Origin of the sequence: Arenibacter sp. F26102 (genome assembly GCF_023015865.1) — a bacterium.
Classification (GTDB): domain Bacteria; phylum Bacteroidota; class Bacteroidia; order Flavobacteriales; family Flavobacteriaceae; genus Arenibacter.
This window is the reverse complement of the sequence record NZ_JALKBC010000006.1, coordinates 249706-264002: the sequence shown is the minus strand read 5'-3', so window position 1 is coordinate 264002 and position 14297 is coordinate 249706. Positions and strand designations below refer to the sequence as shown.

The 14297-nt window shown below is 42.0% G+C and carries 10 protein-coding genes; all 10 read left to right on the top strand.

The window, feature by feature from the left end:
* Positions 1 to 3 precede the first annotated feature (3 nt).
* The 10 genes from iolD (at position 4) to MWU78_RS10890 (ending at position 13675) form a co-directional block, all read left to right on the top strand.
* Positions 4 to 1863, top strand: a complete 1860-nt coding sequence (iolD, locus tag MWU78_RS10935; RefSeq protein WP_246997773.1) for a 3D-(3,5/4)-trihydroxycyclohexane-1,2-dione acylhydrolase (decyclizing) — start codon at positions 4 to 6, stop codon at positions 1861 to 1863.
* A 19-nt stretch (positions 1864 to 1882) separates the two neighbouring features.
* Positions 1883 to 3481 (top strand): solute:sodium symporter family transporter, encoded by a 1599-nt coding sequence (locus MWU78_RS10930; RefSeq protein ID WP_246997772.1) that lies wholly within the window; start codon positions 1883 to 1885, stop codon positions 3479 to 3481.
* A gap of 36 nt (positions 3482 to 3517) precedes the next feature.
* A complete protein-coding gene (locus MWU78_RS10925) occupies positions 3518 to 4993 on the top strand; it encodes a CoA-acylating methylmalonate-semialdehyde dehydrogenase (protein WP_246997771.1) in 1476 nt (491 codons plus the stop codon).
* Positions 4994 to 5005: 12 nt separating this feature from the next.
* Positions 5006 to 5911 carry a sugar phosphate isomerase/epimerase gene (locus MWU78_RS10920; RefSeq protein WP_246997770.1) on the top strand — a complete coding sequence of 302 codons (906 nt, stop codon included), beginning with the start codon at positions 5006 to 5008 and terminating at the stop codon, positions 5909 to 5911.
* Between the two features lie 43 nt (positions 5912 to 5954).
* Positions 5955 to 6965, top strand: coding sequence for an inositol 2-dehydrogenase (gene iolG / locus MWU78_RS10915; protein WP_246997769.1), 1011 nt, complete (start codon positions 5955 to 5957; stop codon positions 6963 to 6965).
* A 209-nt stretch (positions 6966 to 7174) separates the two neighbouring features.
* Positions 7175 to 8665: an amino acid permease gene (locus MWU78_RS10910; protein ID WP_246997768.1), complete on the top strand. Its 1491-nt coding sequence runs from the start codon at positions 7175 to 7177 to the stop codon at positions 8663 to 8665.
* A gap of 237 nt (positions 8666 to 8902) precedes the next feature.
* Positions 8903 to 10279: a glutamine synthetase family protein gene (locus MWU78_RS10905; RefSeq protein WP_246997767.1), complete on the top strand. Its 1377-nt coding sequence runs from the start codon at positions 8903 to 8905 to the stop codon at positions 10277 to 10279.
* A 3-nt stretch (positions 10280 to 10282) separates the two neighbouring features.
* Positions 10283 to 11668, top strand: coding sequence for an aldehyde dehydrogenase family protein (locus tag MWU78_RS10900; protein WP_246997766.1), 1386 nt, complete (start codon positions 10283 to 10285; stop codon positions 11666 to 11668).
* A 40-nt stretch (positions 11669 to 11708) separates the two neighbouring features.
* Positions 11709 to 12881, top strand: a complete 1173-nt coding sequence (locus MWU78_RS10895) for an iron-containing alcohol dehydrogenase (RefSeq protein WP_246997765.1) — start codon at positions 11709 to 11711, stop codon at positions 12879 to 12881.
* Positions 12882 to 12883: 2 nt separating this feature from the next.
* Positions 12884 to 13675 (top strand): type 1 glutamine amidotransferase, encoded by a 792-nt coding sequence (locus MWU78_RS10890; protein ID WP_246997764.1) that lies wholly within the window; start codon positions 12884 to 12886, stop codon positions 13673 to 13675.
* The last annotated feature ends 622 nt before the right edge of the window (positions 13676 to 14297 follow it).

Genomic DNA, 14297 nt, shown 5'->3' with positions numbered 1-14297 from the left:
GCGATGAAAACAAAAAGACTTACGGTGGCCCAGGCCACAATTGAATATCTAAAGAACCAATATGTTGAGCGCGATGGCGTTCAGAATAAATTTTTTGCAGGTTGTTTGGGGATTTTGGGACATGGAAATGTAGCGGGAATAGGACAGGCACTTCACCAAAACTTGGATTTCCCATATTACGTAGCCAGGAACGAACAGGGAATGGTGCATACGGCAGCAGCATTTGCCAAAGTAAAGAATAGGTTGCAAACCTTTGTCTGTACATCATCTATTGGTCCGGGAGCTACCAATATGCTCACAGGTGCTGCGGCTGCCACTATTAATAGGATTCCTGTACTACTGATTCCAGGTGACATATTTGCCACAAGACAGGTTGCACCGGTATTGCAGCAATTGGAATCCAATGTAACCCAGGATATATCGGTCAATGATTGTTTTAAGCCCGTTTCCAAATATTGGGACAGGATCAATAGACCAGAACAACTTATTACGGCATTGCCCGAAGTAATGCGGGTACTCACCTCCCAGGCAGAAACAGGAACTGTTACCTTGTGTATTCCACAGGATGTTCAGGCAGAAGCCTTTGATTTTCCAGTAGAAATGTTCCAGAAACGTGTTTGGCATATAGGTAGAACCATGCCAGATCAAACGCTATTGGCAAGGGCAATTCAACAAATCAAAGAAAGTAAAAGACCTATGGTTATTGCCGGTGGTGGTGCTATTTATAGCGATGCAACCGCTATTTTAAAAAAATTGGTCAATAGAACGGGAATCCCCGTTGCCGAAACCTTTGCGGGCAAAGGCTCCTTGGATTATAACGTACCGCAGAATCTCGGAGCAGCAGGGGTAACAGGAACGCCAGGGGCCATAGAGATTGCAAGGGAGGCCGATCTGGTAATAGGGGTCGGTACAAGATATAGCGATTTTACTACCATCTCCAAATCCGCATTTCAAGATCCCAATGTCCGCTTTATCAATATAAATATTACGGAATTCGATTCCTTTAAACATGGAGCACTTCCTTTGGTAGGGGATGCCAAGGCCGTATTGGAAACCTTGGATAAGGAGCTGTCCAATTTTAAGGTAAGCGCGGATTATAGTGAGAAAGTTGAAGACTTTAATAAGAGCTGGGATCAATTTGTAGGGGATATCTATGCCGAAAAAAATGAAGTGCCCGCATTTCAAGGGGAAGTGATTGGAGCCGTAAATTCATTTTCCAACCCAGAGGATATAGTTCTCTGTGCCGCAGGCAGCCTACCTGGAGACCTGCATAAATTGTGGAGGACCAGAAACCCCAAAGGCTTCCATCTGGAATACGGTTATTCTTGCATGGGCTATGAGATTGCCGGAGGATTAGGGGCTAAAATGGCACGGCCCGAAAGTGAGATATATGTGATGGTGGGCGATGGCAGTTACCTAATGATGTCCCAAGAAATCGTGACATCGATCCAAGAAAAACAGAAACTGACAATTGTTTTATTAAACAACGATGGCTATTCCAGTATTGGAAGCTTGTCCAGTTCTCTTGGAAGCGAAGGTTTTGGTACTTATTACAGGTACAGAAATGAGGAGACCAATCAATTGGACGGAGGATTATTGCCTATCGATTATGCGGCCAATGCTGCGAGCATGGGAGCCCATGTGATTAAAGTAAAAAATGTAAAGGAATTAAATGCCGCCCTGAAAAAGGCAAAAACCATAGACAAGACCACGGTGATCTATATTGAGGTGGATCGTAAGAAAGCTGTCCCAGGATTTGCCTGGTGGGATGTAGCAGTAGCCGAAGTGTCTGAGAAAAGTGGCGTTAAAAAATCTTTGGAAACATATAGGGAAAATAAGAAAACCCAAAAATATTATTTATAGACCGTAACCAACCAACCTTATGAATTCCGAACTCATCATTATTTTAACGTCATTCCTGATTTTTACAGGAGGGGTTGCCTTTTTTACCTGGTACAGCCTTAGAAAAACCAATTTAACATCGTCCGATGGTTATTTCTTGGGAGGTAGAAGTTTAACGGGAATCGTAATAGCGGGTTCCATGTTGCTGACCAATATTTCCTCGGAACATCTTATTGGGATGAACGGTAATTCCTATGTCAATGGTTTTATTGTAATAGCCTGGGAGGTTACCTCTTCTATAGCTCTAGTAATAGCAGCCATTTTTTTTGTTCCCAAGTATCTGAAAATGGGATTGACCACCATACCGCAATTTCTGGAAAGTAGATTTGATGGGTTAACTAGGACTATGGTAGCAGCCATTCTGATCTTTTCATTTGTGGTTACCTTACTTCCCATTGTTTTGTACTCCGGAGCAATAGGTATTGAAAGTCTGTTTGGTGTTTCGGAGGCTCTAGGGGTCAGTAAATCTGAAGGGCTATGGATTACAGTAGTCATTATTGGGTTCATAGGGTCTATATACGCCATATTTGGAGGTTTAAAGGCCGTGGCCTATTCCGATACCATTAATGGGTTTGGACTTTTATTGGGAGGTCTTTTAATACCAATATTGGCATTGATGGCCATAGGGGATAACAACATTTGGGACGGATTGGTAAAGGTGTACAAATATGCCCCCGAAAAATTCAATGTGGTAGGGGCAAGGGATTCTGTATTGCCTTTTGAAGTGTTGTTTACGGGTTTGATCATTAATCAGCTCTATTTCTGGGGAATGAACCAGACAATCATCCAAAGGGCCTTGGGGGCGAAAAATTTGAAGGAAGCCCAAAAGGGACTTTTGATAACCGGTCTTTTTAAGATCTTGATTCCCTTAATAATTGTGTTGCCTGGGGTAATCTGTTACTATTATTTTCAAGATACCTACTTTGACCAGCAAGACTCCGTGTACCCCCAACTGGTAAAAAAGGTGCTTCCTGTTTGGTTGATAGGCTTTTTTGCAGCCGTAATCATGGGAGCGGTATTGAGCACCTTTAACTCTGTTTTGAATTCTGTTGCTACCTTATTTAGTATGGACATTTATAAGAAACATATATCCAAAAACGTAAGTGACACCAAATTGGTAAAGATTGGAAAGGTAACTTCTGCCATATTAGCGATTATGGCCATTTTTGCCGCCCCAATGGTGGCCAATGCTTCGGACGGACTGTACCAATTACTGCAGGAGCTGAATGGTATATTTTTTATTCCTATTGCCTCCATTCTATTGGCAGGTTTCTTTATGAAAAAAGTCTCGGCAATGGGCGCTAAAGTGGCCCTGATTTTCGGACTAAGTTTTTATGTTTTTATGACTTGGGGCTATACCTCCCATGGCATTCATTTCGTACATTTATGGGGGATAGAATTCTTGTTGAACGTAGCCATAATGTATTCTGTATCCTACTTCTATCCCAATAATAACAAGTACGAAATTACGGATGTCGGAGCAGTAAATCTGACCACCTGGAAATATACCATACCCATGTCCATTGGGTTATGCGCCGTTACTATTCTAATCTATGTTTTGCTCTGGAACAACCAATAGGAGCACTATTATCGAAAATATTAAATATTTAAAAAAATGGAAATTCTAAAAAATTATATCGATGGTGTTTGGACTCCAAGCACCTCCAAAGAAACAAAGGACATTGTAAACCCGGCCACGCAAGAGGTCTTGGCAAAGGTGCCTTTTGGTAAGGGAACCCAAAAGGATGTTGATCTGGCTGTTGAGGCAGCAACAAAGGCTTATAAGGAATGGAGCAAAGTTCCTGTGTTGAAAAGGGTTCAGGTGCTATATCGCTTAAAAACACTAATGGAGGATAATACCGAGGTACTTGCCGAGATTATTACCAAGGAATCCGGCAAAACTTACGGAGAATCTGTTGGGGAAATTCAGCGGGCTATAGAAAATATTGAAGTGGCATGTGGAACACCCATGCTTATGGCAGGCGATGTTATTGAAGACATTGCTACGGGAATAGACGAGATGATGATAAGGCAGCCCTTAGGTGTGGCAGCTTGCATAACTCCGTTCAATTTTCCCAGTATGATCGTTTTCTGGTTCTTGCCCTATGCCATTGCTACGGGTAATGCCTTTGTGGTAAAACCTTCCGAGAAGGTGCCCATGACCATGATGAAGATATTTGAGTTTATTGACCAATTGGATATTCCAAAAGGTCTAGTAAGCCTAGTGCACGGTGGTAAGGATTCAGTAGATGCTATTCTGGAACACCCTGCCATTAAAGCAGTGAGTTTCGTAGGAAGTACTCCGGTAGCCAGATATATCTACTCCAAGGGTACGGCCAACGGTAAGAGGGTTCAGGCGCAAGGAGGGGCCAAAAACCCAGTGGTAATTTTGCCCGATGCGGATATTGAAATGTCCACGAAAATCATAGCAGATTCGGTTTATGGATGTGCAGGCCAAAGGTGTTTGGCCGCATCCACAATTATTACTGTAGACGATCAAAAAAGACAGATCAAGGATGCCCTTTACGAAACCGTTAAATCCCGAACTACTGGATATGGCCTTGACAGGGAAGTAAATATGGGGCCTGTTATTACTCCGGAAAGCAAGGCAAGGATAATGGGATTGATCCAGAAAGGAATTGATGAAGGGGCAAAAGTGCTATTGGACGGCCGAAATGCTTCCATTTCAGGATATGAGAAAGGAAACTTCCTGAACCCTACTATTTTGGAAAACGTGGCCCTGGACAAGGAACTTATAGGAACTGAAATTTTTGGTCCAGTAATGAGTTTGATATCCATGAAGAATATAGATGATGCCCTAAAATTTGTAAATGGCGGGAATTATGGAAATATGGCCTGTTTGTTCACTGGAAGTGGGGCCAATGCCAGAAGGTTCAGAAATGAGGCCGATGCTGGAAATATTGGTATCAATATAGGGGTTGCTGCCCCTATGGCCCAATTCCCGTTTAGTGGTTGGAAGGATAGCTTTTTTGGTGATTTGCACGGGCAAGGCAAACATGCCATAGAATTCTTCACACAGACCAAGGTAATTATAGAAAGATGGCCGAACATTTGGTCAAGAAAATTTTAATAGGAAAAGGGAATGATGAAAATTGCTAATGCTCCTTGTTCATGGGGCGCCTTGGAATTTGACCTGGAAGAAAAATCCGAAGAGATCGGTTTTGAACAGGTGTTGGATGAAATAAAGGAAACAGGATATATAGGTACCGAACTGGGCGATTGGGGATACATGCCTACTACACCCAACCTATTAAAAGCAGCATTGGATAAAAGACACTTGGATCTGCTGGGAGCTTTTGTCCCAGTGGCTTTGGCCCAAATAGACAATCACGACAAGGGTGTTGCTTCTGCCTTAAAAGTGGCTGAACTTATGTTCAATGCCGGTTATAAAAATTCTTTTATTGTATTGGCCGATGATAACGGATCTGTTCCGGAACGTACCAAAAATGCAGGGAGAATTAAACCCGCTATGGGGCTTACGGAAGAACAATGGAAAGTATATGCCGCAGGTGCTGAAAAGATTGCATGGGCCGTGAAGGATAGCTATGGTATCAGGACGGTATTCCACCATCATTGTGCGGGATATGTAGAAACCCCTGAAGAAATAGATAAACTTATGGCCTTGACCGATCCACAGTTATTGGGATTGTGTCTGGATATGGGACATTACGCTTTTGGAGGAGGTGATCCTGTAAAGGCCCTTAAAAAGTATGGCAAAAGAATATGGCATGTCCATTTCAAGGATTATAGTCCCGAGGCCGCCCAAGCTTCACGAGCAGAAAATGGGGATTACTTTGATGCCATAAAAAGAGGGGTGTTTTGTGAACTGGGAAAAGGATCTGTAGATTTTAAATCCATTGTAAAATTATTGGAAGAAATGAAATACAACGATTGGATCGTTGTGGAACAAGATATTTTACCAGGCATGGGAAATCCAAAAATATGTGCAAAGGCCAATAGGGATTATATAAAATCCTTGGGGCTTTAGTCAATTGAATTTTCAGGAAACGATCAATAAGAAATATAAAACGATGACAAAAGTTAAATTCGCCGTAGCAGGATTGGGAAGGATAGGAAAGATTCATTTGGAAAACTTGCTTCAGATGGAACATGTGGAAGTAGTTGCCGTTATGGACCCAATGGAAGAATGCAGGAAATATGCACAGGAATATAGGATACCCCATATTACCAATACGTATGAGGAGCTATTGGCTGTGGCCCCATTCGATTCTGTTGTGATTTGTTCCCCAACGGATACCCATGCCGATTATGTAGAAATGGCGGCGAAAGCAGGTATTCATGTTTTTTGTGAAAAACCTTTGGACCTATCCATGAAGAGGGTCGTTGAAGTTTTGAAAGTGGTAAAGGAAACTAATATTAAGTTGATGTTAGGTTTTAACCGTAGGTTCGATAAAGAGTTTAGGAAGGTTCATGAACTAGTAAAAGAGGGTGCCGTAGGGGAGCCCCACTTGGTGAAAATTACAAGTCGCGATCCGGGTGCGCCACCTGTAAGCTATATTGAAAAATCAGGAGGTCTCTTTTTGGACATGACCATTCATGATTTTGACATGGCGCGTTTTGTGGTTGGCAAGGAAGTAGAAGAGGTATATGCCAAGGGAGCAGTTTTGGTAGATGCCGCGATCGGTAAGGCTGGGGATATAGATACTGCGGTTGTTACCTTGACCTATACGGACGGCACTATGGCGGTTATAGACAACAGCAGGGAGGCCGCATATGGTTACGACCAAAGAATAGAAGTGTTCGGATCCAAGGGAATGGCGCAGGCAGACAATAATTATGAAAATTCTCATCGCCTTTATACAAATAAGGGAATCCATGGGGCACTTCCCCTACACTTCTTTTTGGAAAGGTATGCGGCAGCTTACAAATCCGAAATGGCGAGTTATGTGGCAAGTCTAAAAAATGGCCAGGCCGTCCCAGTGGATGGAAATGATGGGCTGCGGTCGCTACAAATTGGCCTAGCTGCCATAAAATCATTAAAGGAAAAAAGACCTGTACGTATAGATGATATTAGATTGTGAACCAAACATTATTTAGGGGTTAAAATAGGCCTATTTTAAGAATTTATTAGTCCATAGGGCAAATCATTGTAGAAACCATAGAAAAGGTAATTTTCTATGGTTTTTTGATTAGATATGTAGAATATATGTTCGGTTTTCAAAGGGTTATTTTTTTTAATTCATTGTATATTAGTCAACAGCATAGTCCAACCAAAACCTAAATAATTGATATGAGCAAAGGCGTGAAGTACAAGAAAATGGATAAATCCTATTTTGAATCCAGGGAACTTAAACGCCATGCAGGTGTTTGGTCCTTATGGGCCTTAGGGGTGGGAGCCGTGATATCGGGGCATTTTTCCGGCTGGAACTTGGGTCTGGCTTCAGGTGGATGGGGCGGTATGTTCGTAGCTACCTGTATTGTAGCCGTTATGTATGTTGGGCTTACCCAGAGCGTTGCAGAAATGTCTCCTGCCCTTCCACATACCGGTGGCGCTTATTCTTTTGCTAGATCGGCCATGGGACCTTGGGGCGGATTCTTTACAGGCCTGGTGGAAAACCTTGAATTTATTCTTACGCCGGCCGTTATCGTGTTTTTTCTTAGTAATTATATGCAGGGCATTTTTGAAACATCACCGGATTTTCTGCCTTTTTGGTGGTTCGGATTCTATACGATCTTTACCCTTTTGAACATAGTAGGAGTGGAACTCTCCTTTAAATTTACTGTAGCACTCACGCTATTGGCTTTGGGCTGTTTGGGTATATTTTGGGTATCCTCTATTGGAAGTGCCGATTTTACTACCTATGCCTTGGATATTAAGGCAGGTGCCGAAGGTACTGCCGAACATTTGCCTGGAGGAGGAGGTTCATTATTCCCCTTTGGCTGGGAAGGAGCTCTCAAAGCCATGCCCTTTGCAGTATGGTTGTTTTTGGCCATTGAACAATTGCCATTGGCGGCAGAAGAATCCGTGGATCCCAAAAAGGATATGCCCCAGGGGTTGACCTACGGAATCATTACGCTGATTATTTCGGCTTTTTTAATCCTTTGGCTTAATGCTTCAATACCTTTGGGTTCTTTTGCCCTTTCCCAATCCGGGGAACCTTTATTGGACGGATTTAAAGTGTTGTATGGGGATAACATTGCCAAACTTTTGGCCTTGGTTGCTTCCATTGGACTTTTGGCATCATTCCATACCATTATCTTCGCTTTTGGGAGACAGATCTATTCCCTTTCTAGGGCAGGTTATTTCCCAGTACTGCTGTCCCTTACCCATAGCAAAAGAAAAACACCTTATACCGCTTTGATTTTAGGATCGGTTATTGGTTTTGTGGTTCTGATGGTTACCAAATTTTTGGCCGGAAATGAAAGTGAGGTCTTTATTGGAGGGGCTTTATTGAACATCGCTGTTTTTAGTGCCATGTTATCCTATATTCTACAATGCGGTTCTTTTTTGTTATTGCGAAAAAACAAGCCGGAACTGGAAAGGCCTTATGTTAGTCCTTTTGGGAAGGTTGGTGCTTGGACCACTATTTTTCTGGCAAGTGTAATCATATATTTTCAGCTGCAGGATCAATCCTATAGGACTGCTGTTTTTAATTCCATAGGCTATTTAATAATAGGTTTGGTATACTTTGGACTTAAAGGTAGGCATCGATTGATACTCTCCCCCGAGGAAGAATTTGCCCTGGAGCACGAAACGAAAAAAGCTCTAGTAAAAAACTAGATTTTATACGTAGAGGTGGACATTAATCAATATTTTTATATAAGATCTTCTTGTCAACATGCAATTATAGATTGGAAACTTGGATATACAACAACTGAAGTAGTATAAATACACCATTCTCTTAAAACGGCACTATATAATAAGAATTGAAAAATCAACCAAAAAGTAGTCGAGTGAAACCTTACTGTCCATTACGAGGGTTTCATTGGGCCAATAGAAAACAATAATAATAGACCTATGAAAAAGGAAGAACCAAAAATAACACCGGAATCGGTAAAGAAATACATTAACGAACATCAGATTGAAAATATAAAGTTGGCTGTGGTTGATGTTGATGGCGTACTTCGTGGGAAATATGTAAATTCCAAAAAATTCCTTTCAGCTTTGGACAAGGGATTCGGATTTTGCAGTGTGATCTTTGGCTGGGACTCCAATGATGTTTTATACAATGATGATTCCTTTACCGGTTGGGCAGATGGTTTTACGGATGCCAATGCTACTATAGATGCGTCCAGTATGAGACTGTTGCCAACGGAAGATTTTAAATCGGTTATATTTTTGGTTGATTTTTCCGAGAGTAATGCTGCTAGTGTATGCCCTAGATCTGTTCTGCGTAAAACCTTGGATAGATTGGGGAATATTGGGTATACGGCGAGTGCCTCCTTTGAGTTCGAATTTTTCCTATTCAATGAGACCCCGAAGTCCGTTCGCGATAAGAACTACCATAATTTGGAGCCTATGACACCGGGTAATTTTGGATATTCCATATTGCGAAGCTCTACCCATGCCAATTTTTACCACGAAATAATGAGCCTTGCCCAGGAGATGGGAATGCCTTTGGAAGGCCTGCATACAGAAACTGGGGCAGGAGTGCTCGAAGGAGCTCTTGAATATTCCGAGGCTCTGCGGGCTGCCGATAATGGGGCTCTATTTAAGAACTTTATAAAAGTTTGGGCACAACAAAATAATTTGATGGCCTGCTTTATGGCAAAATGGTCTTCCAATTATCCCGGTCAATCCGGACATATCCATATTTCTTTACAAAACAAGGATGGTTCATCTGCCTTTTATGATAAAAACAAGGAGCAGGGAATGTCAGACGTTATGCGTTGGTTTATTGGAGGTCAACAAAAATTAATGCCCGAATTGCTCGCTATGGTGGCCTCTACCTGTAATAGCTATACCCGACTAATTCCTGGTTTTTGGGCACCTACGGCTGCTTCTTGGGGTATGGACAATAGAACTTGTGCACTTAGGGCCATCCCGGGATCGGAAAAATCACAAAGAGTGGAATACCGGGTGTCTGCAGCCGATATTAATCCATATTTGGCGCTGGCGGCCGCAATTGGTTCCGGAATATGGGGTATAGAGAATAAAATTGAACCAACCAAAGCAGTGGATGGTAACGCCTATGATGTAGATTTTCCTCAGGAACTTCAATTGCCCAGGACCTTATCACATGCTGCTGAGAAGTTTAAGAATTCAAAAATTGCTCGAGACTTGTTTGGTGATATATTTGTGGATCATTATGCGTATACCCGACTATGGGAAGATCAGCAACAACTTGGAGCCATAACAGACTGGCAATTAAATCGTTATTTTGAAATAATTTAAGAAATGATAAACACCATATCACCTATAGACGGCAGTATTTATTATACAGCTGAAGAACATGGTCCAAAGGATATTGAGCAGGCATTAAGTATGGCCCAAAGTGCTTTTCCATTGTGGTCCGATCTATCCATTGCTGAACGTGCAAAGTATATTACATCTTTCGTGGAGGCCATTGTTCAGGATAAAAATGACATTGCCCTCGAAATTACCTGGCAAATGGGTAGGCCCTTGGGTCAATCCCCTGGGGAGATAAAAGGGTTTGCGGACCGTGCCCATTATATGATCGGTGCTGCTGAAGAGGCTTTAGCCGATTATAAGGTGGTAGATAGTACCAACCCGGATAAAAGATGGGTAGAACGTGTTCCCATTGGCGTCGTTAGCGTGCTAAGCCCTTGGAATTATCCTTTCCTAACCTCAGTAAATGCTATTGTTCCCGCTCTAATGGCAGGAAACGTGGTGATTTTAAAACATTCTTTCCAGACACCTTTGGTGGCGGAACGATACGCCAAAGCAGCAGTAAAGGCGGGACTTCCTAAAGGTGTTTTTCAAATATTGCACCTAAACCATAAACATACGGCCCAATTAATTGCCGATACCAGAATTGACGGAGTGTATTTTACCGGTTCCGTACAGGGTGGAATTGCTGTTCAAAAATCGCTGCTGAACAAGTTTATTCCATGTGGTTTGGAATTGGGAGGTAAAGATCCCGCCTACGTAATGGCCGATGCCAATTTGGAAATTAGTGTGGAAAATTTGGTGGATGGGGCATTCTTTAACAGTGGACAATCCTGCTGTGGTATTGAAAGAATTTATGTCCACGAATCACTTTATGACAAGTTTGTTGACGGATTTGTAGCGCTGACAAAGCAATACAAATTAGGAAATCCTTTGGATTCAGGGACCAATCTGGGACCAATGGTGAAGACTGATGCGGCCAATTACGTAAGAAAACAAATAGAACAGGCATTGGGTAAAGGTGCAAAGTCCTTGGTGCCGGAATCCCTGTTCGCGGCATCCAAAAGAGATACTCCCTATTTATCCCCTCATGTATTGGTGAATGTAGATCATACTATGGAGGTAATGACCGAGGAAAGCTTTGGACCTGTAGTAGGGATAATGAAGGTTAAGAACGATGAGGAAGCATTGCGATTGATGAATGATTCCCAATACGGACTTACCGCCTCTTTATGGGGCAATGACCAGGATCGCGCTATTGATCTAGGACAGAAAATTGAAACCGGTACTGTGTATATGAACCGCTGTGATTATTTGGATCCTGCCTTGGCCTGGACGGGTGTAAAAAATTCGGGAAAGGGCGTTACCCTGTCAAAAATTGGCTACGACCATGTTACACGGGTGAAGTCGTTTAATTTTCGAAAAGGGAAATAAAGTTTATAAATCAATTTATTGAATTAAAAAATAAGAATTAATGCAATTAGCAAATACAAATTGGAATTATCCTACCACCATCTGGTTCGGAAACGGTAGAATAAATGAGATATCACAGGCATGCCAAAAATTGGGAATCAAGAATCCTTTATTTGTTACTGATGAGGGTTTGGTAAAATTGGATATTGTAGAAAAAACCACAAACATTTTAAAAAAGGACGGGTTAGATTTTACGGTATACAGTGATGTGCAAGGAAATCCGACCGAAAAGAATGTTGTCGACGGGGTGGCCCATTATGTAAAAAATAAACATGACGGAGTTATTGCCTTTGGCGGTGGTTCTGCAATTGATGCTGCCAAAACAATCGCATTTATGTCCGGACAGACCAGGTCGCTTTGGGATTTTGAAGATGTGGGCGATAATTGGAGTTATGCCGACCTAGCCGGAATTGCGCCCATTATAGCTGTCCCGACTACTGCTGGTACAGGGTCAGAGGTAGGTAGGGCATCGGTGATTTTGGATGAAAAAAAGCATACCAAGAAAATCATTTTTCACCCTAAAATGTTACCGGCAATAGTGATATCCGATCCTGAATTGACCTTGGGCTTGCCTCCACATATAACGGCCTGGACGGGGGTAGATGCCATGGTGCATGCTATTGAGGCATATTGCGCTCCGGGATACCATCCAATGGCCGAAGGTATTGCTATTGAAGCTATCCGCATTATAGCCAAATACTTGCCGATAGCAGTAAAGGACGGAAAAAATCTGGAGGCCCGGGGACAAATGTTGGTAGCTGCCTCTATGGGAGCCACGGCCTTTCAAAAAGGATTGGGTTCCGTTCATTCAGTGGCCCATCAATTGGGAGCTATTTACAATAAACAACACGGTTTGTTAAATGCCATAATATTGCCATATGCCTTAAAACAGAATAAGGCAGCCATTGAGGATAGAATGGTGCATTTAAGCAAAGTCCTTGGACTGGAAAGGCAAGGTACTGATGCTATTATCCATTATATAATCGATTTGAGAAAAGAATTGAACATTCCTCATACACTAAAAGATATAGATATTAATACTGATGATGCTAAGGAAATAGGGGAAATGGCCTTTAAAGATCCATCAACGCCTTCCAACGCAAAACCTGTTAACGCAAAGGATTTGGAGCAACTTTTTAGAGCTGCTGTATCCGGTGAAATAAATGGACTTTAAGGGTGAAATTATTAATAGTAGAAGGCAATAACGAACAAACACGCCTGCAAAGGGGAGCTTTTGGGATAAAACCATATCATCTAATGTTCCAGGAAATGCTGAAGGGCTTGGTTCCAAAGGCACAGACAGATTTTGCCTTTCCGGCTGATGGGGCACGTGAATTGCCCACTGCTGCACTGTTGAAAAATTATGATGGGGTATTGTGGACCGGCAGCTCTCTTAGTGTTCTCGACGATATCCCTGATGTTCAACAGCAATTAAATTTTGCCGATGAGGTTTTCAAGAGTGGTGTACCGTTTTACGGCAGCTGCTGGGGCATGCAGATAGCCACTGTAGTTGCAGGGGGGCAGGTGGCGCTTAGCAAGAACGGTTTGGAGTTTGGAATCTCCAAACCAATTGAACTCACCCCTTTAGGAAGAAAAATTCCCTTGACTTCCCACCGTAAAAAGACCTATTCTGCACTGTGTATTCATTATGATGAAGTGGCAAAGGTGCCCGAAAACGCCCTGGTTTTAGCCAGTAATCCCCATTCCAATGTACAGGCCATGATATTCGACTATAAAAAAGGTTCATTTTTTGGAGTACAATACCATCCTGAATTTAATACTTCGGACATGGCATTGATCGGTTCGTTTTTATCCGAAAAATTGGTGAACAGTGGTGCTTTTAAATCTTTGGAGGACGTGAAAGAATTTGCCTTATCATTAAAAGAACAGAAAGGAATTCCACCCGAGATTTGTGATTACCAACTGCATACACAAGAAATAATGGCGTGGTTGAAGTTTATAGCTTGAAAATAATAGGAAAACCTTACAATTAACAATTTCACAATTCGTATTCAGTTCAATTTTTGCTTCGCCTAAAAAAGGATCTTGGCCGAAAAACCCAGGTGCGGTGTATCTTGGTTTAGAGGAGCAAGCAGTAGCCAGGTCAACCTTGATAAACAGCCACGTCACACACTGTGAAAACCACTTGATTTAAGATGAAATTGAAAATGGGCCGTTTCTGTGTTCCGTAAACCTTTTAGTGTTGAAAAATCATTGTCCGTTTTCGAATACAATTGATCATCGCTTTCAAAGTCTATTGTTGGGTAGACGTTCTTCCATAGTGGAGATGTAATAGCCGCAAAGAATTATTGAAGCCTTGGAAATAATTTAGCTCATGGCTTGATATTTTGTTAAATATGAATTCGTGAACCTGCGGTTTCCATTTATTCATGGCCTACATATTTTGGAATAAGGTATTCATGAACCTCCTAAGTTGGGTTTCATTGGCCCGTAAAGAAACCGAAGGTTCATGAATGCCAAGACATAACAAGCAGAAATCAATGAACTAAATCGGAGATTCACGAAAACCGATAATAAAACAATAAGAACCACTTGAGTAAAATGTAAGAACAATCTACTATTAGTTTTA

Excerpts from the sequence above, each read along its gene's own strand:
- iolD (WP_246997773.1), top strand. The coding sequence starts at position 4 with ATGAAAACAAAAAGACTTACGGTGGCCCAGGCCACAATTGAATATCTA.
- MWU78_RS10930 (WP_246997772.1), top strand. The coding sequence starts at position 1,883 with ATGAATTCCGAACTCATCATTATTTTAACGTCATTCCTGATTTTTACA.
- MWU78_RS10925 (WP_246997771.1), top strand. The coding sequence starts at position 3,518 with ATGGAAATTCTAAAAAATTATATCGATGGTGTTTGGACTCCAAGCACC.
- MWU78_RS10920 (WP_246997770.1), top strand. The coding sequence starts at position 5,006 with ATGATGAAAATTGCTAATGCTCCTTGTTCATGGGGCGCCTTGGAATTT.
- iolG (WP_246997769.1), top strand. The coding sequence starts at position 5,955 with ATGACAAAAGTTAAATTCGCCGTAGCAGGATTGGGAAGGATAGGAAAG.
- MWU78_RS10910 (WP_246997768.1), top strand. The coding sequence starts at position 7,175 with ATGAGCAAAGGCGTGAAGTACAAGAAAATGGATAAATCCTATTTTGAA.
- MWU78_RS10905 (WP_246997767.1), top strand. The coding sequence starts at position 8,903 with ATGAAAAAGGAAGAACCAAAAATAACACCGGAATCGGTAAAGAAATAC.
- MWU78_RS10900 (WP_246997766.1), top strand. The coding sequence starts at position 10,283 with ATGATAAACACCATATCACCTATAGACGGCAGTATTTATTATACAGCT.
- MWU78_RS10895 (WP_246997765.1), top strand. The coding sequence starts at position 11,709 with ATGCAATTAGCAAATACAAATTGGAATTATCCTACCACCATCTGGTTC.